Here is a 20,868-nt window from a genome sequence, read left to right on the forward strand (position 1 = left end):
CTCAGAAGTTCTTCGGAAGCCCCATCGCCCGGCGGGCGATGATGTTCTTCTGGATCTCCGACGAACCGCCGCCGATCGTGTCGATCACGGTGTAGCGGTAGGTCGACTCGGACCGGCCCTTCATCGGGGCGTCCTCGGTGTGGACCCGCAGCTGCGAGCCGGGGCCACCGATGTCCATCGCCGCATCAGCGAGCCGCTTCGACAGCTCGGTGGCGAAGAGCTTGTACTCGGACGCCTCCACGGTCGGCGGCTGGAAGCCCTCCTTGCCGGCCTTCACCGCGTGCTCCACCTTCACCGCCTCGGCCACGAACTTCAGTCCCATGACCCGGGCGACCTCGGCGTCGGTGTGGAGCTTGGCGAGACGGGCCCGGATCCGCGGGTCGTCCTTGAGCGGCACGCCGTCGCGGCTCTCGGTGTTCACATAGTCCGTGAGCACGTCGAGGCGCTGGAGGATCGGCGACATCGTGAACATCGTGAAGCGCTCGAGATCGAGGGCCTGGCTGATGTAGCGAAAGCCGTAGTTGACCTGTCCGACGACATAGTCGTCCGACACGAAGACGTCGTCGAACCACACCTCGTTGGTGCGCTCGTCGCCCATCGTCCAGATGCCGTTGATCGTGATGCCTTCCTGATCGAGGGGCACGAGCATGAGCGTGATGCCCATGTGCTTGTTGTCCGGATCGGTGCGGGCGCCGACCCAGTACCACTCGGCGAAGTGGGCGGAGGTGGTCCAGGTCTTCTGGCCGTTGAGGAGCCAGCCGTCCTCGCCGGCGTCGCTCGTGATGCGCTCGGCCTTGAGCCGCATGGACGCCGCGTCGGACCCGGCGTCGGGCTCCGAGTAGCCGACCGCGAACTCGACGTCGTTCTCGAGGATCTGGGGCAGGAACTCGGCCTTGAGCTTGTCGGAGCCGTGGGCGATCAGCGTCTTGCCGATGATGCCGACGCCCTTGCCGATCTGGGGACCGCCCCGGCCGGCGAGCTGCTCGTTGAGGATGTATTCGTAGACACCCTCGCCGTCGGATCCGCCGTACTCCTCGGGCCAGGTGATGCCGAGCCAGCCCTTGTGGCCCAGCGACTTCATGAACGCCCGTCGCTTCGGCGTGTCCACGATCTGCGCCATGTTCTCGCGGGTGACGTCGAAGACGTCGGGGTCGTCGTTGGCGTCGAGGAACTCCTTCACATCCACCGCGAACTGTTGTTGCTCCGGCGTGAACTCGAAGTCCATACGGCACCCTTCCCAAGAATCTGACGGTCCGTCAGATACTCGCACACCCCGCCCCCGGCTTCTTAACCGAGAAGTGGTTGTCTCACGACCATTTCTCGACGCGGAACGCGGGGCTAGGCGGTCACGCCGGCGGCGCGGAGGGCGGCGAGGCGGTCGGCGTCGAGACCGAGTTCGGCGGCGAGCACCTCGTCAGTGTGTTCGCCGAGCCAGGGGACGCGGGTCTCCGGGCCCTGGGGCGTGCGGCTCATCTTGACCGGGTTGCCGGGGACGAGGATCGGGTCACCACCGTCGGGGCGGGGGAGCTCGACCAGCATGTCGCGCACCGCGACGTGCTCGTCCTCGACGATCTCGCGACTCGAGTTGGATTCGCCGGCGGCGATGCCCTCGCCGGAGAGGATCGCGACGGCTTCGCGATGGGTCTTGTCGGCGGCCCAGGCCTCGATGCCGGGACGGATGATCGTCTCGAAGTGCTCCTGCCAGCCGGCACGGGTGGCGAACCGATCGTCGTCGAGCCACGCCGCGTTGCCGGTGATCTCGGCGACCTTCTCGAAGTGGTGCTCGCGCACGATCTGGAGGACGAAGTTCCCCTCACCCGCCGCGAACGTCTCCACGATGCCGACTCCCGAGCTCGCTTCGTCCGGGATGCCCATCGAGTAGAAGTTCGACACGATGTCCGTCATCGCCATGGTGGCATCGAGCATGGCGATGTCGATGTACTGGCCGAAGCCGGTCGTGTCCCGGTGACGAAGCGCCGCGAGGATGCCGACGACGCCGAAGAGCGCCGAGCTGATGTCGCCGAGGGCGCCGACCGGGTTCGCCATCGGGCGCCGCCCCGGACGCCGCTTGTACTCGTAGATGCCCGACATGCCTTCCACCACGGCGGCGTAGGCGGCGCGGTGCATGTAGGGCGAGGCGGGGTCGTTGCCGAAGCCGGAGACGGACAGGTACACGACGCCGGGGTGGCGGGCCGCCACGGCGTCGTAGCCGATCCCGAGGCGATCGGCGGTCCCGGCCTTGAAGTTCTCGCAGACGACGTCGAACCGTTCGGCGAGATCGAGGAAGAGCTCCACTCCCTCCGGTGCCTTGAGGTCGAGGGCGACACTGCGCTTGTTGAAGTTGTTCCGGAGGAACGTCGCGCCCACGGGACGTCCCTGTGGGTCGGGCATCGCCGGCACGGATCCGCGCCCGCTGTCGCCCATCGTCGGGTGCTCGACCTTCACGACCTCGGCCCCGAGCCGGGCCAGCAACTGGGTCGCGAACGGGAGCGCCGCCATCTGTTCGGCCGCGAGAATCCGCACGCCGGCGAGGGGCATCGGCTGGTCGGCGGGCTGGGGGTTGGCGACATCTCCGAGACGCATTCGCTCAGTGTGGTGCCCCGAGTCGACGTCGTGCACTTCGGGCATCGGGATCGTGCCGCGGGGGATGGCGATGATCCTCACCGGCCGTGGCCGATTCCACTACCCTGCGAAGCATATGGACATCGGGGGACCACAGTACGCGGCGGTCGGCGGTGTGCACGCGGTGCCGGTGGCGAACGTGGCCGGCACGCTCATTCTGTGTGGTCTCGACGCGATCGGGCCCGATCCCGCCGCGCTGGTCGCGGTCGTCGAGGCGACCGCCGTCGTGTGCCTCCAGACCGAGACCGAGATGGCGCGCCGCTATCCGACCTATCTCGACTGGCTGGCCACGCCGGGCTCGACGAGCGTCGTCCATCTCCCGACCGAGGATCACCTGGTCACCGACGACGATGCCGTGGCCGATCTCGTGCTGGACATCCACCGGCGGATGTCGGCGGGCGGTCGGGTGCTCGTGCACTGTGGTGCCGGTTGGGGCCGCGCCGGCGTGATCGCCGTCCTCGTGATGTGCGCAGCGGGCGCCGACATCGACACCGCCCTGCGCGACCTCCGGCTCGCTCGACCCGCGGCCGGGCCGCAGTCCGCGGCCCAGGATCTTCAGGTTGCCCGGATCGCGCCGCGAGTGCGCGAGTCGGTCACTCCTCGCCGTAACGCTTGATGTCGCCGACGATGGCGGTGAAGAGGTCGAGCACCTCGCCCGGCTCCGCGTGGCGACCGGTCTCGGCCTTCGAGTAGATCAGCTCGCCGTCGACCACCACGTCGTAGACGCCCGATCCACCGGTCCTCAGGGTGAGGGACTCGATGACGTGCTGATAGTTGGACAGCAGATCAGCGGTCGCGCTCACGGCGCGACTCGAATAATCTCAAGGGACGCAGTAGGTGATCTCGATCGTGTGGGCCATGGCGTCAGCGTATCCGGCTCACCAACCGGCAATGGGCGCGAATGTCGCGTCGAGCACGTCCGCCATCGCATCCGGCGCGACCGCGACCTCGAGTCCTCGACGACCGGCGCTGCAGTAGAGAACGTCGAGGGTCGTGGCCCACTCGTCGACGAAGGTCGGCACGGTCCGTTTCTGCCCGAACGGGCTGATGCCTCCGACCACATAGCCGGAGCGGCGCTCGGCGACGTCGGGCGCCGCCATGGTCGCCCGCTTGTGCCCGGCGGCCCTCGCGATCGCCTTCAGGTCGAGCATCGCCCCGACGGGAACGACGCCGATCGCGAAACTCGCGTCCTCGAACTCGACCATGAGCGTCTTGAAAACCGACTCGGGATCGACGCCCAGCGCCTCGACGGCCTCCTCGGCGTAGCTCGGGTGAGCGGGGTCGTGCTCGTAGTCGAACACCTCGTGGGCCACGCCGGCGGCCCGGAGCATCTCGATCGCCGGAGTCACCGTGTCATCCTGCCAAGCCGGTGCGCATGCCGGCTCGGGTTTCGTGTAGAAAGCTCCTCGTTCACCTTCCCGACGACAGGACCGCATGGCTGAGATCACCCTCGGAGGCAACCCCATCCACACCAACGGCGAGCTGCCGACGGTCGGATCGGCGGCGCCGGCGTTCACCCTGACGAAGGCCGACTTCAGCTCGGTCTCCAGTGCCGAACTCGCCGGCCAGGCGATCGTGCTGAACATCTTCCCGTCGATCGACACGGGGATCTGTGCCACCAGTGTGCGGACGTTCAACGAGCGCGCCGCTGACCTCGACGCCACCATCCTGTGCGTCTCGGCCGACCTGCCGACGGCGGCGGGTCGGTTCTGCGGGGCCGAGGGAATCGAGAACGTGGCGACGGCCTCCACCTTCAAGAACCCCGAGGTGCTCGACGACTACGGCGTGCGGATGACCGACGGCAAGCTGGAGGGCCTGGCCGCCCGGTCCGTCGTGGTCATCGGCGCGGACGGCTATGTCTCCCACGCCGAGCTCGTCCCCGAGATCGCCCAGGAGCCCGACTACGACGCCGCGATCGCCGCGCTCGGCTGATCCCCCGGGGCCATGACCGACTAACGTCCGGCGCCATGACGACGATTCCGCCGCTCGACGAGATCGACCTCTCCGGCATGGAGTTCTGGGAGCTCTCCCAGGCCGATCGCGCCGAGGTGTTCAAGCAGTTCCGGGCCCAGGACCCGTTCCCGTTCTTCGAGGAACCGGAGAACCCGCTGGGTCCGAACGGGCCCGGCTACTACGTGCTGACCCGCCACGCCGACGTGGTGACCGCCAGCAAGACGCCGGAGCTCTTCTGTTCGGGCCAGGGGGCGACGGGGCCGCTCGACCAGGGCGAGCAGGTGAACGAGTTCTTCGGCTCGATGATCAACATGGACGACCCGAAGCACAAGCGGCTGCGGGGCCTGGTGTCGGCGGGGTTCACGCCGCGTCAGCTGGAGCGGGCGATGGACGCGGTGGAGCAGGCCGGCATCGAGCTGGCATCCCGCCTGCGCGAGAAGGGCGAGTTCGATTTCGTGCAGGACTACGCGGCGCCGCTGCCGCTCAAGATCATCTGCGACATGATGGGCATTCCCGAGAGCCAGTACGGCTTCGTCCTGGAACAGTCGAACATCATCCTGGGGGCGAGCGATCCCGACTTCGCCCAGGAGGGCGACGACCTCCTCGGCATGGTCATGGGGGCCGGAATCGGCCTCGCCCAGCTGATGGGGGAGCTCGGCGCCCAGCGGCTCGAGAACCCAACCGACGACCTCACGACCGCACTCATGACCGCGGAGCTCGACGGCGAACGACTCACCGAGCAGGAGCTCGCCTCGTTCTTCATCCTGCTGCTCGTGGCCGGCAACGAGACCACCCGCAACGCGATCAGCTGGGGTCTGCACTTCCTGACCGAGAACCCCGACCAGCGGGCTCTCTGGGAGGACGACTTCGACGGCCTCGCCCCGACGGCGGTCGAGGAGATCGTGCGGCTCGCGTCGCCGGTGATCTCGATGCGCCGCACGGTGACGACCGATGGTGCCGAGCTCGGTGGCCGCACCTGGAACGCGGGCGACAAGTTGATCCTGAGCTACTGGGCGGCCAACCGTGACGAGGCCGTGTTCGCGGATCCGCTCCGGTTCGACCTCACCCGCAAGGACAACCCGCAGGTCGGCTTCGGCGCTCCCGGGCCTCACTTCTGCCTCGGCGCCCACCTCGCCCGTCGCGAGATCACCGTGGCGTTCCGTGAGCTGTTCAAGCAGGTGCCGACGATCCATGCCACGGGCGATCCCGCAGTGCTGCGCAGCAGCTTCATCAACGGCGTGAAGCGGCTCCCCGCCGCGGTCTAGAGCGAGCCGGCGGTCAGGATCTCGTCGGCCATCTGCACGAGGTTGTCGACGGACGCGCGGGCGTCGTTGTCGCCCGCGCCCTGCTGATCGCCCATCGCGCCGGCCGCGAACCGGACCCGCACGCCCTCGCTGATCGCGGCGAGGCGCCAGTGCTGGAACGCCACGTACCAGGGGAGGTCGGAGATGTCGCGTTCGGAGCTTCGGCCGTAGCGCTCGAGCATCTCGACGCGGCTGCCGAAGCCGTCGGCCTTCGTCGGTACGTCGCCGAGGCGGCCCTGGGCGCGGGGGTCGTCGCCCCACCACATCGCCATGCCGGCGACGTCGGCCAGCACGTCGCCGAGCGTGCACAACTCCCAGTCGAGAACGGCGGCGACGGAACCGTCGTGGCCCATCATGCAGTTGTCCATCCGGTAGTCGCCGTGGACGATGCCGGCGCCCTGCTGGGGAGGGATCGCGGCCGCGAACCGGTCGTGCAGTTCCTGGAACAGCGGCATGTCGCGATCGCTGCCCTCGTCGACCTGACGTTTCCAGCGGCGCAGTTGACGGGCCGAATAGTCCTCCTTGCGCCCGAGGTCGCCGAGACCGACCTCGTCGGGGTCGAGCGCGTGGAGGGCCGAGAGGGTGTCGGTCAGCGAGTTCGTCATCACCGGCCGCAGGGCGGGCTCGATCGCCTCGCCGTCGGCGAGGTCGAAGACGATCTTCCCTTCCACATAGCCCATGACGTAGAAGTCGGCGCCGTTGACGGCGTCGTCCTGACAGAGCCCGACTGCGGGCGGGACCGGCACCGGGGTGTCCTGGAGGGCCGCGATGATCCGGTGCTCGCGCGCCATGTCGTGGGCCGACGCGAGCACATGGCCCGTGGGTGGCCGCCGCAGCACGAGTGCGGTGCCGGATGCGTCGGTGACCCGATACGTCAGGTTGGAGGCGCCGCCGGTGATCAGCTCGAAGGTGAACGGGGCGGCGAGGTCGGGGCGGCGCTCGAGCAGCCACGCGCTCACAGGCCCCGGGTCGATGCCGGTCGGCGCGTCGCTCATGAGGCGTTCGGCGCGAGGGCCTCGAGGAGCGTCCAGTCGGGCTGGCTGCGGTCGGCCGGGTCGATCGGCTGGATGCAGACATGGCTGGCGCCGGCGTCGTAGTGCGCCTGGATCCGTTCGGCGATCGCCGCCTCGTCACCCCAGGCCATCACGGCGTCGAGGAAGCGGGGATCGCGCGACTCGATCTCCTCCTCGCTGAACCCGAGACGGATCCAGTTGTTGCGATAGTTCGGCAGGTCGGCGTACATGCTCAGCTGACTGCGCGTCGTCTCGTGGGCCACGTCGACGTCGGTCGTGAGGACGCACTTCTGTTCGACGCACAACAGCGCATCGGCGCCCATGATCTCGCGGGCCTGCGCCGTGTGCTCGGGCGTCGTCCAGTAGGGGTGGGCGCCCGCGGTCTTCTCGGCGGCCATGGCGAGCATCTTCGGCCCGAGGGCGGCGAGCACCGTCAAGGGCTCCTCGGCGGGGGGCACGCCCATGTACATCGAGGCGTTCATCGCGTCGACGTAGGTCCGCATGGTCGACAGGGGCTTGTCGTACGGGAGTTGGCGCAGCCCCTCCACCATCGGGGCGTGGGAGACGCCGAGCCCGAGCACGAAGCGGCCGCCCGACTGCTCGGCGAGGCTGAACGCGCCCTGCTTCATCATCCCGGGGTGACGCATGTGGATGTTGGCGATGCCGGTCGCGACGATCAGATCGGTGGTCGCATCGAGCAGGGTGGCGGCGTTGACGAACGGGTCGCGGCCCAACGTGTCGGGGATCCACAGCGCCGAGTAGCCCAGCGACTCGATGCGGGCGGCGGTCTCCCGACTCTGCTCGGTGGTGAGCATGTCGGTGAAGAACCACACGCCGGTGGTGGCGAGCGCGTCGGTGACGGAGTTGCGTGATCCGGGGTCGGGCATGGCGTGAGGATCGCAGGCATCCGTGTGAGGTGGCAACATCCCGCCGAAGCCTGCGATCCTGACCGCCATGAACTCCTCCTCCCCGGATCCCGACCCCGACGTCGACCTCGTGATCGTGGGGGCCGGGTTCGCCGGGCTCTACATGCTCCACGCGGCGCGCGGCATCGGCCTGTCCGCCCGGGTCATCGAAGCGGGGAGCGGGGTCGGCGGCACCTGGTACTGGAACCGCTACCCGGGCGCCCGCTGCGACGTCCCGTCCATGGAGTACAGCCTCGGGTTCGACGACGACCTGCAACGCGAGTGGGAGTGGACGGAGCGCTACCCGACCCAGCCCGAGATCCTCCGCTACATCGAACACGTGGCGGACCGCTTCGACCTTCGTGACGGCATCACCTTCGACACGCGGGTGCAGGCGGCCCACTTCGACGACGCGACGTCAACCTGGACGACCATCACCGACGGCGGCGAGTCGATCCGCAGCCGGTTCGTCGTCATGGCCACCGGATGTCTGTCGGCCGCCAACCTGCCGCAGATCCCCGGGCGCGACGACTTCGCCGGTCCGACGTATCACACCGGCCACTGGCCCCACGAGGGTGTTGACTTCACCGGGAAGCGGGTCGCGGTCGTCGGCACCGGATCGTCGGCGATCCAGTCGATCCCGCTGATCGCCGAGCAGGCCGCCCACGTGACGGTCTTCCAGCGGACCCCGGCCTATGCCGTGCCCGCGCACAATCGCCCGCTGGACCCCGACGAGGTCGCCCGGATCAAGGCGGACTATGTCGGGTGGCGGGCGGCGGCTCGCGACACCACGACCGGGTTCGGCGGCCATCTCCGGGCCGACCCCGAGGAGCTGCCCAGCGCCCTCGAGGTCGACGAGGAGACCCGGCGCCGCACGTACGAGGAGCGCTGGGAGGTCGGCGGGCTCACCTTCCTCGGCGCGTTCAACGACCTGCTCTTCTCGCCCGAGGCGAACGACACGGCGGCGGAGTTCGTGCGTTCGAAGATCCGCGACATCGTCGAGGACCCCGCGGTCGCCGACCGCCTGAGCCCCGACACCGTGATCGGCTGCAAGCGGATGTGCGTCGACACCGGCTACTACGCCACGTTCAACCGGGACAACGTCGACCTGGTCGACGTCGGCGCCACCCCGATCGAGCGGATCACGTCGACCGGCGTCGAGGTCGACGGCACCGTCCACGAGGTCGACGCCATCGTGTTCGCGACCGGGTTCGACGCGATGACCGGTGCCCTGGACCGCATCGACATCCGGGGCCGAGGTGGCGTCCCGTTGAAGGAGAAGTGGTCGGCCGGGCCGCTCACCTACCTCGGGTTGCAGGTCAACGGGTTCCCCAACCTGTTCACCATCACCGGCCCGGGCTCGCCGTCCGTGCTCACCAACATGGTCGTGTCGATCGAGCAGCACGTGGAGTGGATCCGCGATCTGCTCGCCCGCATGGACGCCGAGGGCACCACCACGGTGGAGGCCGACGCCGACGCCGAGGCCGAGTGGGTCGCCTACGTGAACGCCGTGGCCGAGCTGACCCTCTTCCACGGGTGCAGCTCGTGGTATCTCGGCGCCAACGTGCCCGGCAAGCCGCGGGTGTTCATGCCCCTGCCCGGCTTCCCCGACTACAAGGCGAAGTGCGACGAGGTGGCCGCCGCCGACTACGAGGGCTTCATCCTTGCTTGAAGCTCAGGCGGAGCTTGGTGCGGAACGCGATGACGGCACCGGCCTCGATGAGGACGTCCATCTCCACGACCTCGGCGACGCGGAGGTCGTCGTAGGTCTTGCTCGCCTCCCGCACCGCGTTCTCCGCGGCCTTCTCCCATGAATCACTGCTCGAGCCGATGAGCTCGATCACTTGGTAGACGCGATCGTCCATTCAGGTACCTCCTCGGAAACGGGTGGAAACGGCGAGCTCGGTGACGAACTCCACCGACTCGCCGCGAACGACGCAGCGCATCGCGCCGACCTGCCCCACGCGGGCGTCGTCGTAGCGGCTGCAGGCCTCGTCCACGGATCGACGGGCGGAGTCGGCGAACGATGCGCCGGCGCTGCGGTACCGGCGAACCATGTAGACGGACTCGGAGCCGCCGCGGATGAGGGGCGGCTCGCTGCTGGCGTACTCGTCCGAGCGATCCTGGGGCGTCATCGTGGCGATCGACGCCATGACGTCGTCGGTCATCTGCTGACGCCGACGCCGCTTGCCGCCGCCGAGGTAGGCGCGAGGGTCGATCGGCTCGCCGAAGCGCACCGTGATCTTGCCGCGGCGCCGGGGGACGTTGCGGCCGATCGGCTGCACTTCGTCGGTGCCGACGAGCCCGACCGGGATGATCGGCGCGCCGGTCTGCAACGCGAGGTGGGCGACGCCGGTGTGGCCCTTGTGGAGACAGCCGTCGCGGCTGCGGGTCCCCTCCGGGTAGATGCCGACGAGCTCACCGTCGTCGAGCAGGGCGGCCGCGGTGTCGAGCGCGGCCATCGACGCCCGGGCCTTCTCGCGCCGGATCGGCACCATGCCGACGGCGGGGAACAGGTACTTCGTCTTCCACGAGTCCATGTACTCGGCCTTGCCGAGGAAGAGCACCCGGCGGGGCGCGCTGAGCATCACCAAGGGCGTGTCGAAGAAGGAGAGGTGATTCGGCGAGATGATCGCCGGCCCGTCGGACGGGATGTGCTCGCTGCCGACGATCTCGGCCTCGTAGAGCCGGTCGATCAGCGGCCGGCCGACGCGGCGCAGCGGCTTCGCCAGCCACCCCACACCGCGCTTGTCGCTCACGGCGACATCATGGCATCAGCCGAACGCGCCGGCCTCCCGGAGTGCGGCGATGTCCTCGGCGGACATGCCCAGCACCTCGGCCATGACGTCGTCGTTGTGTTCGCCGACGGTCGGCGCCATGGTCGGCGTCGGCGGGAGCGAACCGTTCACGTAGACGGGCAACGGGAGCTGCTCGCAGCCGACGGCGTCGGTGGGGTAGAAGCCCATCCGGGCCTGGAACTGGGGGTCGTCGCCGATGTTGGCCGGTGTGTTGACCGGGGCGATGGTGGTGTTGAACTCGTTGGAGAAATCGAGCCACTCGCGGCAGGTCTTCGTCTTGAAGATCGCCTGGAGTTCGCGCTGGAGCTCGAGGTTGCCCTTGGCGTGGTCGGCGTACTTCGAGCCGGGCCATTTCTCGAACAGGTCCATCCGGCCCGCGCCCTCGCAGAAGTTCTTCCAGAACGCCTGCTCGCTCGCCATGAAGAGGACATGGCCGTCGCTGGCCTCGTACATCTGGTAGCGCACGCCCTCCCACATGCCGGCCAGGCCGGCGGGGCGACGTTCGTAGTCGTCGGACGGGTTGCCGGTGACTTCGTCCTCCGGGCGCAGGTAGGCCCGCTCCGACTCGATGCGGTACCAGTCCATGTAGGCGGCGGCGTCGGACTGCGCCATCTCCATCTCGCAACCCTCGCCCGTCTCGCGGGCCTTGATGATGCCGGCGAGGATCGCCATCGCCCCGACCATCGGGCCGACGTTGATACCCACGTTCGGCATCGTCGGCGGGATGCGGGCGAAGCCGTCGTCGTCCACGACCGGCTGCACGATGCCCGCCCACGTGTCGTACGCGATGCCGTGGCTGGGCATGTCCTTGTAGGGCCCGGTCGCCCCGTAGCCCGAGAGCGTGGCGAACACGATCTTCGGGTTGACCGCCTTGAGGTCCTCATAGCCGAGGCCGAGCTTGGCCAGCGCGCCGGGGCGCATCGCCTCCACGACCACGTCGGCGGTGGCGACGAGATCCTTGTAGACCTGCTTGCCCTGCTCCGTCTTCAGGTCGAGGGTGATGCCGCGCTTGCCGCGGTGGGTGTGGAGGTGGAGCAGGGAGACGCCCTGCACGATCGGCCAGGTCATCTCGCGGATGTAGTCACCGGCGGGGGACTCCACCTTGATGACGTCGGCGCCGAGATCGGCGAAGAAGGTGGCGACGTGACCCGGGCCGAGCAGGCTCGACTCGATCACCCGGACACCGGACAGCAGCTGGGAGTTGTCGGACACGTTGCACCTCGGACAGGACCTGACGGACCGTCAGAAACTAGCGGGCGGGAATCCGCGGTGACACATCCCGGTTGCACTGGTCGACGAGCGACAAACTTGTGGTCGTCCGGCCGATTCCGCGGCCCGCTGTGCGAGAATTGGCCAACGGCTGAGTTCGCTGAAGGGGAACGCCATGGAGATCTTCGATTCCGTCCTCGACATGGTCGGGGAGACGCCGCTGGTGCGGCTCCGCCAGGTCGCGGCGGACCTGCCCTGTCCGGTCGTGGTGAAGGCGGAGATGACCAATCCCGGTGGGAGTTCGAAGGACCGTCCCGCGATCGCCATGATCGACGCGGCCGAGCGTGACGGTCTCCTCCAGCCCGGCGGCACGATCGTGGAGCCCACGTCGGGCAACACGGGCGTCGGGCTCGCCATCGTCGCGGCCCAACGGGGGTACCGCTGCGTGTTCGTGATGACCGACAAGGTCGGCACCGAGAAGGTCGACCTGCTTCGGGCCTACGGCGCGGAGGTCGTGGTCTGCCCGGTCGCGGTGGCGCCGGAGGACCCGCAGTCCTACTACTCGACCGCCGAACGTCTGGTGAAGGAGATCCCGGGCGCCTTCCGGCCGAACCAGTACCACAACCAGACCAACCCGCTGGCCCACTACGAGACCACCGGCCCGGAGATCTGGCGCCAGACCGACGGCACCGTCACCCACTTCGTCGCGGGCGCGGGCACCGGCGGCACCCTCAGCGGCGTCGGCCGCTACCTGAAGGAGCAGAACGCGGCGGTGCAGATCATCGCCGCGGACCCCGAGGGGTCCGTCTATTCCGGCGGCTCCGGCCGGCCGTATCTGGTCGAGGGGGTCGGCGAGGACTTCTTCCCGGACACCTACCACGCCGATCTCGTGGACCTCACCATTCCGGTGACCGACCGGGAGTCGTTCCTGACCGCCCGGCGGGTCACCCGGGAGGAGGGCCTGCTCATCGGCGGCTCCGGCGGCACCGCGGTGAACGCGGCCCTGCAGGTCGCCGAGGGAGCGAGTGCCGACGACCTCGTCGTCGTGCTCGTCCCCGACAGCGGCCGGCTCTACCTCTCGACGCTGTTCGATGACGAGTGGATGGCGGGCTTCGGCTTCCTGCGCACGGACGGACCCGTGGTGGCCGACGTGTTGGAGAGTCGCCGCGAGGGCGTTCCCGAGCTCCTCTACGTCCAGCCCCACCAGTCGGTGCGGGAAGCCGCCCAGATGATGAGCGAACACGGGGTGTCCCAGCTGCCCGTCGCCAAGAACGAGATGCCGCTGGCCGCCGCCGAGGTCATGGGTTCGGTCAGTGAGCTGCGACTGATGGACCTCGCCTTCGACACCGATGCCGTGCTCGACAAGACCGTCGAGGACATCATGAGCCCGAAGCTCCGCACGATCGGCTCCGGCCAGCCGGTCGCCCTCGCCGTGGAGATGCTGGAGTCCTGCTCCGCGTTGCTGGTGCTGGACGGTGGCCGCCCGCGGGCCGTGATCTCGAGCAGCGACGTGCTGTCCTTCCTGTCCAAGGCGGCCAACCATGGCTGACGACGTGTTCGCCGACGCGGAGACGTGGGGCTTCGAGACCCGCGCCATCCGGGCCGGCCAACCCCACGACCCGTCGAGTGGTGCGGTCGTCACCCCGATCTCGCTCGCGACCACCTTCGTCCAGGAGGACGTCGGGGTGCACCGCGGCTACGAGTACGCCCGCACCGGCAACCCCACCCGTTCCGCACTCCAGGACTGCCTCGCGTCGTTGGAGGGCGCCGCCCACGGCCTCGCGTTCGGATCCGGCATGGCGGCCGAGGACACCCTGCTGCGCACCCTGTCGCCCGGTGACCACATCGTGCTCGGCAACGACGCCTACGGCGGCACGTTCCGGCTGATCTCCGCGGTCTTCGGTCCCATGGGCGTCGACTGGTCGGCTGCGGACCTCACCGATCCGGCGGCCCTCGCCGCGGCGATGCGGCCCGAGACGAAGGTCGTGTGGGCGGAGACGCCGACCAACCCGCTGCTCACGGTGATCGACCTCGAGGCGATCGCTGCGGTGGCGCACGCCGGCGACGCGCTGTTCGTCGTCGACAACACCTTCGCGACGCCCTACCTCCAGCAACCGTTGGCGCTCGGCGCGGACGTGGTCGTGCACTCGACCACCAAGTACTGCGGGGGACACTCCGACGTCGTCGGCGGTTTCCTCGCCCTCGACGACGACGACCTCGCGGCCCGTCTCGCCTACCTCCAGAACGCCATCGGCGCGGTCGGCTCACCCTTCGACAACTATCTCACCCTGCGGGGGCTCAAGACGTTGGCCGTGCGGATGGACCGGCACTGCGACAACGCCGAGGCGGTCGTGGAGTTCCTCCAGTCCCGCGACGAGGTGATCGAGGTCCGCTATCCCGGGCTCGCCGACCATCCCGGCCACGCCGCCGCCGTCAGGCAGATGAAGAAGTTCGGCGGCATGGTGTCCTTCCGGGTCGCCGGGGGGAAGGACGCGGCCACCCGGCTCGCCGCCAGCACCCAGGTGTTCTCCCTCGCCGAGTCGCTCGGTGCGGTGGAATCGCTCATCGAACATCCCGGCGCGATGACCCATGCGTCGGCTGCGGGGTCACCGCTGGAGGTGCCCGACGACCTGATTCGGCTCAGCGTCGGCATCGAGTCGATCGACGACCTGCTCGGCGACCTCGGCGCCGCATTCGACCGTCTCTGACGAGTCGTTCATGATTTGCTCACATCTGCCGCCGATAGTGCAGATGTGACCACCGACGGCTCCACCCCCCGAGACGAGATCGCCTGGCTGGCCCGCCGTGCCGGCTGGGGCCTGCGACCCGGACAGTTGGACGAACTGGTCGCCCTCGGCACCGATGCGGTCGTCGACCTCCTCGTGGACCCGGGCGGCAGCGGCGTGGCGGAGGAAGCCGGCCCCTGGGCCGATCTCGATCTCGAGTACTACATCGAGGACCCGGGCGACCGCCGCGAGCAGGCACTCGCCGTGCTCAGCAACTGGATGCAGCACCTCGTCGAGACCGAACGGCCCTACGAGAACACGATGGCGTGGTTCTGGCACGACCACTTCGCCGTGTCCTACGCCGTGGTCAACGCCCTGCCGGTCCTGACCGCGCACCTCGAACTGCTGCGGTCCCACGCCTTCGGCGACTTCCGGCAGCTGATCCGCGACGTCACGACGGACGCCGCCATGCTGATCTTCCTCGACGGCACCACCTCCACCGGCGAGTCGCCGAACGAGAACTACGGCCGCGAGCTGCTCGAGCTCTACACGCTCGGCATCGGCAACTACACCGAGGACGACGTGCGAGCCGCCGCCGTCGCCCTCACCGGTTGGATCGCCGCCCGCCGCTTCGAGTTCCGCGTGCTCTTCCGGCCCGAACGTCACGATCCGACCCCGCAGACGTTCCTCGGCCAGACGGGCATCTCCGGCGTCGACGCGGTGGTGGACACCGCCGTCGCCCACGACGCCGTGCCCGGCTTCATCGCCGGGAAGATGGCTCGCCACTTCCTCGGCGGGGTCGAGCAGTCGACGATCGACGGACTGGCGGACGAGTTCGCAACCAGCGGCCTCCAGAACGGCGTCCTCGCCCGTGCCGTTCTGGAGGCCGGACTCGACGGTGCCTCCACGCCGCAGGTGACGCCGCCGGTCCCGTGGGCGATCAGCGCCCTGAAGGCGACCGGAGCCGAGTTGCCCGCTCGTGTGGTGGTGGGCCTTCTCCGCCAGATGGGGCAGATGCCCGGCAACCCGCCGAACGTCGGTGGCTATCCGGGCGAAGCGACCTGGCTCGCCTCCTCGTCCACCGCCGGTCGCTTCACCATGGCCAACGCCATCGCCCGCCTGACCCCCGACGACGCCGAGGTGCTCGCCGCCGCGGCCGCCCGCGACTACGGACTCCTGGCGGACCTGCTCGTGCAGCCCGCGGGATTCTCCCAGCCCACGATCGACGCACTCGACGACCTCTCCCACGGCGCGGCGCCCCGTCCCGGCGAGGCCGTGCTCGCCGTCGCCCTCGCTTCCCCCGACCTGCTGATCCGCTGAGAGGCAGACCATGACCGACCACGACGACCCCCGCCCCCGGCCCCAGAGCGATCCGCCCGCGACGCCCGGCCCCGACGGTCGCATCGACGGCCCGCCCCCGCCGTCGCGTCTCGAGATGCCGGCGGCCCCGCCCACGCCCGGCGCCGCGGAGGTGCCGCCTCCACCGCCGGCGCCGGCCGCGCCGGGCTCGGATGGGGCGCGGCGACGTCCTCTCAGCCGACGCACGTTTCTCGGTGTCGCCGGTGGTGTCGCCGGCACCGCCGCCGTGGGTGGCGGCGTGTGGGCGGTCCTCATGCGCGACAGCGTGGAGAGCGCCGGCGTGGCGTCGACGACGACCACGGTGCCGACGACCACGACCACGCTCGCGGCGGGTGGTGGCGCGGTGCCCTACGGGGACCGCATCCTCGTGGTCCTCGAGATGGCCGGTGGCAACGATGCCCTGAACACGCTGGTCAGCAACGACGGCGCCTACCGATCGGCCCGCCCCCAGCTGGCCCTTCCGGAGAACGAGCTGCTCGCGCTCGCCGGCGCCGACTTCGGCCTGCATCCGTCGCTCGCCGGTCTGGTGCCCTACTGGGACGCCGGCACCATGGCGGCGGTGGCGGGCGCCGGCATGCCCGAGCAGTCACGTTCGCACTTCAAGGCGATGGACACCTGGTGGAGCGGCATCCCCGGGGCCGGTTCGCAGACCGGATGGCTCGGGCGCTGGCTCGACGCAACGCTCGAGGGGGCCAACGATCCACTTCGCGCAATCGCTCTCGGGGGCGGGAGCCCGGCCCTCGTCGGCATGAACACGCTGGCGACGGTCGTCCGTTCACCGGAGACGTTCACGTTGCGCACGATGGAGGGCGCCGACAACGACGCCCTGGTCGCCGCCTTCCTGGCGACCGCGGGACCGCTCTCGGCGAGCCCCGAGATGGCGGCCGCGCAGTATGCGATCCCGTCCACGCTCGATGCCGTCGAGATCCTCGCGTCGGTGTCCGGCGGCGGCGAGGAGTACGACATCAATCCGGCTCCGTCCACCGCGACGTCGCTGCTCCAGACCGCGGCGGGCATCATCGATCTCGGCATCGGCACCCAGGTGATCACCGTGGGCATCAACGGGTTCGACACCCACGCCAACCAGCTCGGCACCCACGCCGGCCTGCTTGCCGACGTCGGTGACGGGCTCGCCGCGTTCTTCGACCGGCTCGAGGCCGACGGACACGCCGACCGGGTGATGGTCGTGACGACGTCCGAGTTCGGCCGGCGCGTCGCCGAGAACGGGTCCGGAGGCACGGACCACGGCAGCGGCGGCTGCCAGTTCCTCATCGGCCCCGACGTCGCCGGTGCGCAGGTGATCGGTGGCTACGACTTCGGCGCCCTGACCCAGGGCGACATCCCTGCGGTCGTCGACACCCGCTCGATCTACTCAGCCGCGCTGGACTGGATGGGTGGCCCCACCGACGAGATCCTCGACGGTCCCCACGACCGTCTCGGGCTGCTCAGCGCCTAGGCGGGATCGCCGCTCTCGTCGACGAATCCGTCGTACTCGTGCCACGAACCGTCGTCCGGCAGGTCCGGGTACGGATCGTGGTCCGCGCCACGACGCATCCGGCTGATCGTGACCCCGGCGAGCGTGACGATCGGGATGACGAGGAGCAGGAACGTCCACGCGGTGACCGGGAGCGTGCGGTTCAGGCCGGTCCACCAGCCCGTGTCGATCAGCGCACCGTCCTCGTGGCGGATGCCGAACTCGCATCCGCAGTCGGAGGCGATCTGCGTCTCCCACTCGACGGCTTCACCGAAGGCGCGGTTCGCGGTCACCGCGTAGGTGGTGCCCTCATCGAGGAAGCGGGCCTTCTCCAGCACGAGGATCTCGACCGACCCGTCCGGCCCGGCGAACGTGGCGATGGAGTCGTCGAGCTCGAGAAGCTCGCCGACGAACTCGAGGGGGACGGCGTCCGTGAAGCAGGTGGTCGCGCACGTGCTGCAGCCCGCCGTCAGCGCCAGCGTGCCGGCGGCGAGGGCCAGGACGAGGGCGAGCCGGCGACGCATGGGACGACGCTAGGCGGTCAGGTCTGCAAGGGCAGCGCGACCTGGGCGAGCGCCTCGAGCTCGGCGGTCCAGTCCTCCGGCTCCGCCGCCGGGAAGAGCACGAACTTCGAGGCCCCGACGGACAGGTACTGGTCGACCAGATCCACGATGCGGGCCCGGCTCGTGGCGACGACGTCGCGGGGATCGGCGTCGGGCTTGCGCATTTTGACCACGGCCTTGATCTGCTCGGGCACCTCGGCCTCGCCGTCGCCCGGCACGTAGGGGATCAGCACGCCATAGTGCTCCGGGTCCATCGTGCGCCCGGCCTCGGCAGCGGCTTCCTCGATGACGGCGATGCTCTCCTGCACGATCTGCGGCGTCGTGAACGACGCGAGCCAGCCGTCGGCGAGCCTGCCGGTGCGCCGCAACTCGGACGGAGCCTGACCGCCCAACCACACCTCGAAGGGGTTTTGGAGCGGCTTGGGCAGCACCCGGGCACCGGTGATCGAGAAGCGGGGGCCCTCGTGGTCCACCTCGTCCTCGGCCCAGAGACGGCGCATGAGCGGCATCGCCTCGTTCAGCCATGGCGCCCGTTCCTTGCGGTCGACCTGGAACGCCTGGTGTTCGGCGGTGTTGGCGATGCCGAGCCCGAGAGCGGGGAGGCAGCGACCGCCGGAGACGACGTCGAGGCTCGCCAGCATCTTCGCCATGAGCACCGGGTTGCGGCCGGGCACGACGGAGACGGCGGGTCCGAACTTGAGGCGCGTGCTGCGGCCGGCCACGTAGGACATCGCGACGATCGGGTCGAGCTGCGGGCTGTTGATCCGCTCCGGGAACCACAGCGAGTCGTAGCGCAGCCGGTCCAGGTCGTCGATGACCCGACCGAACCCGTCGGGGGTGCCCATGAGCTTGGGCACTGCGCCGATGCCGTATCCGATGCGAACCTTCATCCGGTCAGCGTCGCACAACGGTGAGTGTCATACCCCTTCGCTACACTACGAACGTATGTTCGATGGCGATGCGGGTTTGGCACAACTGAACGAGACTCTCGACACTCTCGTCGATGGGGAGTGGGTGTTGGGTTCGGCGCGTGACGCGGCTGTGGTGTTGGCGGGGTTGGAGTCGGTGGCGCGGCGGGTGCGGGCGGTGCAGACGCGGGTGCTCGATGAGGTCGACCGGTCCGGTGTGTATGTGTCCGATGGGCATGGTTCGGCGAAGGTGATGGTGCGTCATTGCGGCCGGTTGTCGCCGGGGGCGGCGGCGGGTCGGGAGCGGGGGGTGCGGATGTCGCGGGCGTTGCCGGAGGTGTTCGACGCCTTGCGGTCGGGGTCGTTGGGGGTCGATCAGTTCGATTTGTTGGGTCGGGTGTGGGCGAACCCGCGGGTGCGTGAGGCGATGGTGGATGCCCAGCGGTGGTTCCTGCGTCTGGCGGGCCGGTTGTCGTATGCCGATTTCGAGGTCGAGGTGCGCACCTGGGAGCGCTACGCGGACGAGGACGGGCCCGAACCGGCCAACAGCCGATCGCACGAGTTGCGGGATTTCTCGTTGGTGCAGGACCCGATCGGGTTGGGGTGGACGTTCGCCGGCGGCTCCGGCGCGATGCAAGGCGCCCAGATCGACGAGATCTTCGAGCACTATGTCTCCGCGGAACGACTCACCGATTGGGAGAAGGCCCGCGCCGAGCATGGCGATGAGGCGAACCTGTCGCATCTGCCCCGCAACGAACGCCAACGCCGCGCCGATGCGTTCTGGCAGATGTGTCACGACGCCGCCGCGAACCCGCACTCGGTCGTGCCCGACATGGTCCACAACATCGTCTGGAACCAAGCCACGTTCGAACACGCCGCGGCCCGTCACGCCGGCACCAACCCGGCCCCGTTGGACCCCTCCGATGTCGAGTGCCGCACCCTCGACGGCGCACCGCTCGACCCGACCGAAGCGTTCGCGACCGTGTTCCTCGACCGGCTGCGCCGCGTCGTCATCGACGCCGCATCCGTCGTCATCGATCTCGGCCGGGCCCGCCGCTTCACCGGCGGCGCCCGCCTCGCCGCCCAACTCGGCGACACCCACTGCCCCTGGCCCGGCTGCACCGTCCCCACCACACAATGCGAAATCGACCACAGCATCGACCACGCCCACGGCGGCGACACCAACCCCACAAACGGCGGCCCCTACTGCGGCAAACACAACCGCTGGAAACAGAAAGGCTACGCCGTCTGGCGCGACCCCCAAGGGGTATGGCACACCTACCGACCCGACGGGACGGAAATCTGAAGGGCACACTGGTCGCCGTGCCTGGTGGGTTCGCGCTGCATGGAGTGACGGTGGACGGGGTCGACCGTCCGCGCCTGGACGATGTCGAGCTCGAGATCGCGGCGGACGGCATCACGGTGCTCGCCGGCGAGTCGGGGTCGGGGAAGTCGACACTGTTGCGGCTGCTGAATCGGCTCGATGTGCCGGACCGGGGCACGGTTACCTGGCAGGGCGAGAACCTCGACGACGTCGACGTGCTGCTGCATCGGCGTCAGGTCGGCATGGTGTTCCAGACGCCGGCGGTCGCGCCCGGCTCCGTGTTCGACAATCTGCGGATCGGAGCGATCGACCTCGACGAGGAGAGCGCCGCCGATCTGGTGCACCTCGTCCATCTCGACCCGGGCTATCTGGATCGCACGGCGAGTGAGCTCTCGGGCGGCGAGAAGCAGCGGGTCTGCCTGGCCCGCACCCTGGCGACCGGGCCGGACGTGATCCTGGCCGATGAACCCACGTCGTCGCTCGATCCGGAAGCGACTGCGGTCATCGAACAGCTCGCCCGTCGCCTGGCCGCCCCGGACAGTCCGCTGCGGGTCGGCTGGGTCTGGGTGTCGCACGATCCCGGCCAAATCGAGCGCATCGCCGACCGCGTCGTGCGAATGCGGGCCGGCCGCGTGGTGTCCTAGCCCCAGCGTTCGACCGCGCAGAGCGTTTTCGGTACCGTTTCCGGTCGTTGGCGAAACGGCGAGGGT

Annotated in this window: 20 protein-coding genes and 1 pseudogene; 10 read left to right on the forward strand and 11 right to left on the reverse strand. The window is 69.4% G+C overall.

Features of this window, described 5'->3' with window-relative positions; genetic code table 11:
• Position 1 precedes the first annotated feature (1 nt).
• The gene (locus R8F63_04270; protein MDW3217807.1) at positions 2-1,225 is read right to left on the reverse strand and encodes an acyl-CoA dehydrogenase family protein; all 1,224 of its coding nucleotides are present in this window, start codon (positions 1,223-1,225) and stop codon (positions 2-4) included.
• Positions 1,226-1,338: 113 nt separating this feature from the next.
• Positions 1,339-2,583 (reverse strand): CoA transferase, encoded by a 1,245-nt coding sequence (locus R8F63_04275; GenBank protein MDW3217808.1) that lies wholly within the window; start codon positions 2,581-2,583, stop codon positions 1,339-1,341.
• A 115-nt stretch (positions 2,584-2,698) separates the two neighbouring features.
• Here R8F63_04275 and R8F63_04280 point away from each other — a divergent pair, with 115 nt between their 5' ends.
• Entirely contained in the window at positions 2,699-3,238 is a 540-nt protein-coding gene (locus R8F63_04280) for a tyrosine-protein phosphatase (GenBank protein MDW3217809.1), read from the forward strand.
• Here the strand turns inward: R8F63_04280 and R8F63_04285 are convergent.
• A pseudogene (locus R8F63_04285) lies at positions 3,216-3,428 on the reverse strand (Rdx family protein). The gene R8F63_04280 and the pseudogene R8F63_04285 overlap by 23 nt on opposite strands.
• 72 nt (positions 3,429-3,500) lie before the next feature.
• Entirely contained in the window at positions 3,501-3,971 is a 471-nt protein-coding gene (gene ybaK, locus R8F63_04290; GenBank protein ID MDW3217810.1) for a Cys-tRNA(Pro) deacylase, read from the reverse strand.
• An 85-nt stretch (positions 3,972-4,056) separates the two neighbouring features.
• Between ybaK and tpx the strand changes: the two genes are divergently transcribed.
• Together tpx and R8F63_04300 are read left to right on the forward strand one after the other, a co-directional pair.
• Positions 4,057-4,554, forward strand: coding sequence for a thiol peroxidase (gene tpx, locus R8F63_04295; GenBank protein ID MDW3217811.1), 498 nt, complete (start codon positions 4,057-4,059; stop codon positions 4,552-4,554).
• A 35-nt stretch (positions 4,555-4,589) separates the two neighbouring features.
• A complete protein-coding gene (locus tag R8F63_04300) occupies positions 4,590-5,840 on the forward strand; it encodes a cytochrome P450 (GenBank protein ID MDW3217812.1) in 1,251 nt (416 codons plus the stop codon).
• On the opposite strand, the gene R8F63_04305 is transcribed toward R8F63_04300, so the two are convergent.
• Both R8F63_04305 and R8F63_04310 read right to left on the reverse strand, forming a co-directional pair.
• The gene (locus R8F63_04305) at positions 5,837-6,874 is read right to left on the reverse strand and encodes a phosphotransferase family protein (protein MDW3217813.1); all 1,038 of its coding nucleotides are present in this window, start codon (positions 6,872-6,874) and stop codon (positions 5,837-5,839) included. The two genes, R8F63_04300 and R8F63_04305, sit on opposite strands and share 4 nt — an antisense overlap.
• Complete coding sequence (locus tag R8F63_04310) at positions 6,871-7,779, reverse strand: TIGR03620 family F420-dependent LLM class oxidoreductase (protein ID MDW3217814.1); 909 nt, start codon at positions 7,777-7,779, stop codon at positions 6,871-6,873. The genes R8F63_04305 and R8F63_04310 overlap by 4 nt, the downstream gene beginning before the upstream one ends.
• 67 nt (positions 7,780-7,846) lie before the next feature.
• Between R8F63_04310 and R8F63_04315 the strand changes: the two genes are divergently transcribed.
• Positions 7,847-9,469, forward strand: a complete 1,623-nt coding sequence (locus R8F63_04315) for an NAD(P)/FAD-dependent oxidoreductase (GenBank protein ID MDW3217815.1) — start codon at positions 7,847-7,849, stop codon at positions 9,467-9,469.
• On the opposite strand, the gene R8F63_04320 is transcribed toward R8F63_04315, so the two are convergent.
• The 3 genes from R8F63_04320 to R8F63_04330 are packed head-to-tail and all read right to left on the reverse strand — an operon-like array spanning position 9,456 to position 11,807.
• On the reverse strand, positions 9,456-9,662 hold the full coding sequence (locus R8F63_04320; protein ID MDW3217816.1) for a dodecin family protein: 207 nt from the start codon (positions 9,660-9,662) through the stop codon (positions 9,456-9,458). The two genes, R8F63_04315 and R8F63_04320, sit on opposite strands and share 14 nt — an antisense overlap.
• Positions 9,663-10,556 carry a lysophospholipid acyltransferase family protein gene (locus R8F63_04325; GenBank protein ID MDW3217817.1) on the reverse strand — a complete coding sequence of 298 codons (894 nt, stop codon included), beginning with the start codon at positions 10,554-10,556 and terminating at the stop codon, positions 9,663-9,665.
• Between the two features lie 15 nt (positions 10,557-10,571).
• Positions 10,572-11,807, reverse strand: coding sequence for a CaiB/BaiF CoA-transferase family protein (locus R8F63_04330; GenBank protein MDW3217818.1), 1,236 nt, complete (start codon positions 11,805-11,807; stop codon positions 10,572-10,574).
• Between the two features lie 172 nt (positions 11,808-11,979).
• Here R8F63_04330 and R8F63_04335 point away from each other — a divergent pair, with 172 nt between their 5' ends.
• The 4 genes from R8F63_04335 to R8F63_04350 are packed head-to-tail and all read left to right on the forward strand — an operon-like array spanning position 11,980 to position 17,345.
• Positions 11,980-13,353 (forward strand): cystathionine beta-synthase, encoded by a 1,374-nt coding sequence (locus R8F63_04335; protein MDW3217819.1) that lies wholly within the window; start codon positions 11,980-11,982, stop codon positions 13,351-13,353.
• Positions 13,346-14,512 carry a cystathionine gamma-synthase gene (locus R8F63_04340; GenBank protein MDW3217820.1) on the forward strand — a complete coding sequence of 389 codons (1,167 nt, stop codon included), beginning with the start codon at positions 13,346-13,348 and terminating at the stop codon, positions 14,510-14,512. The genes R8F63_04335 and R8F63_04340 overlap by 8 nt, the downstream gene beginning before the upstream one ends.
• Before the next feature lie 45 nt (positions 14,513-14,557).
• Entirely contained in the window at positions 14,558-15,850 is a 1,293-nt protein-coding gene (locus R8F63_04345) for a DUF1800 domain-containing protein (protein MDW3217821.1), read from the forward strand.
• A gap of 10 nt (positions 15,851-15,860) precedes the next feature.
• A complete protein-coding gene (locus R8F63_04350; GenBank protein ID MDW3217822.1) occupies positions 15,861-17,345 on the forward strand; it encodes a DUF1501 domain-containing protein in 1,485 nt (494 codons plus the stop codon).
• Here R8F63_04350 and R8F63_04355 read toward each other — a convergent pair.
• Positions 17,342-17,887 carry a hypothetical protein gene (locus R8F63_04355; GenBank protein MDW3217823.1) on the reverse strand — a complete coding sequence of 182 codons (546 nt, stop codon included), beginning with the start codon at positions 17,885-17,887 and terminating at the stop codon, positions 17,342-17,344. The genes R8F63_04350 and R8F63_04355 overlap by 4 nt on opposite strands.
• Positions 17,888-17,904: 17 nt before the next feature.
• Complete coding sequence (locus tag R8F63_04360) at positions 17,905-18,816, reverse strand: LLM class flavin-dependent oxidoreductase (protein ID MDW3217824.1); 912 nt, start codon at positions 18,814-18,816, stop codon at positions 17,905-17,907.
• Positions 18,817-18,871: 55 nt separating this feature from the next.
• Here R8F63_04360 and R8F63_04365 point away from each other — a divergent pair, with 55 nt between their 5' ends.
• Together R8F63_04365 and R8F63_04370 are read left to right on the forward strand one after the other, a co-directional pair.
• A complete protein-coding gene (locus R8F63_04365; protein MDW3217825.1) occupies positions 18,872-20,140 on the forward strand; it encodes a DUF222 domain-containing protein in 1,269 nt (422 codons plus the stop codon).
• A 17-nt stretch (positions 20,141-20,157) separates the two neighbouring features.
• Positions 20,158-20,802: an ATP-binding cassette domain-containing protein gene (locus tag R8F63_04370; protein MDW3217826.1), complete on the forward strand. Its 645-nt coding sequence runs from the start codon at positions 20,158-20,160 to the stop codon at positions 20,800-20,802.
• Positions 20,803-20,868: the final 66 nt, after the last annotated feature.

The organism is Acidimicrobiales bacterium (genome assembly GCA_033344915.1).
Taxonomy (GTDB): Bacteria; Actinomycetota; Acidimicrobiia; order Acidimicrobiales; family Aldehydirespiratoraceae; genus JAJRXC01.

Bases quoted from the DNA above. Each gene is read 5' to 3' on its own strand.
- R8F63_04270 (MDW3217807.1), bottom strand. From the start codon at position 1,225: ATGGACTTCGAGTTCACGCCGGAGCAACAACAGTTCGCGGTGGATGTG.
- R8F63_04275 (MDW3217808.1), bottom strand. From the start codon at position 2,583: ATGCGTCTCGGAGATGTCGCCAACCCCCAGCCCGCCGACCAGCCGATG.
- R8F63_04280 (MDW3217809.1), top strand. From the start codon at position 2,699: ATGGACATCGGGGGACCACAGTACGCGGCGGTCGGCGGTGTGCACGCG.
- tpx (MDW3217811.1), top strand. From the start codon at position 4,057: ATGGCTGAGATCACCCTCGGAGGCAACCCCATCCACACCAACGGCGAG.
- R8F63_04300 (MDW3217812.1), top strand. From the start codon at position 4,590: ATGACGACGATTCCGCCGCTCGACGAGATCGACCTCTCCGGCATGGAG.
- R8F63_04305 (MDW3217813.1), bottom strand. From the start codon at position 6,874: ATGAGCGACGCGCCGACCGGCATCGACCCGGGGCCTGTGAGCGCGTGG.
- R8F63_04310 (MDW3217814.1), bottom strand. From the start codon at position 7,779: ATGCCCGACCCCGGATCACGCAACTCCGTCACCGACGCGCTCGCCACC.
- R8F63_04315 (MDW3217815.1), top strand. From the start codon at position 7,847: ATGAACTCCTCCTCCCCGGATCCCGACCCCGACGTCGACCTCGTGATC.
- R8F63_04320 (MDW3217816.1), bottom strand. From the start codon at position 9,662: ATGGACGATCGCGTCTACCAAGTGATCGAGCTCATCGGCTCGAGCAGT.
- R8F63_04335 (MDW3217819.1), top strand. From the start codon at position 11,980: ATGGAGATCTTCGATTCCGTCCTCGACATGGTCGGGGAGACGCCGCTG.
- R8F63_04340 (MDW3217820.1), top strand. From the start codon at position 13,346: ATGGCTGACGACGTGTTCGCCGACGCGGAGACGTGGGGCTTCGAGACC.
- R8F63_04350 (MDW3217822.1), top strand. From the start codon at position 15,861: ATGACCGACCACGACGACCCCCGCCCCCGGCCCCAGAGCGATCCGCCC.
- R8F63_04355 (MDW3217823.1), bottom strand. From the start codon at position 17,887: ATGCGTCGCCGGCTCGCCCTCGTCCTGGCCCTCGCCGCCGGCACGCTG.
- R8F63_04360 (MDW3217824.1), bottom strand. From the start codon at position 18,816: ATGAAGGTTCGCATCGGATACGGCATCGGCGCAGTGCCCAAGCTCATG.
- R8F63_04365 (MDW3217825.1), top strand. From the start codon at position 18,872: ATGTTCGATGGCGATGCGGGTTTGGCACAACTGAACGAGACTCTCGAC.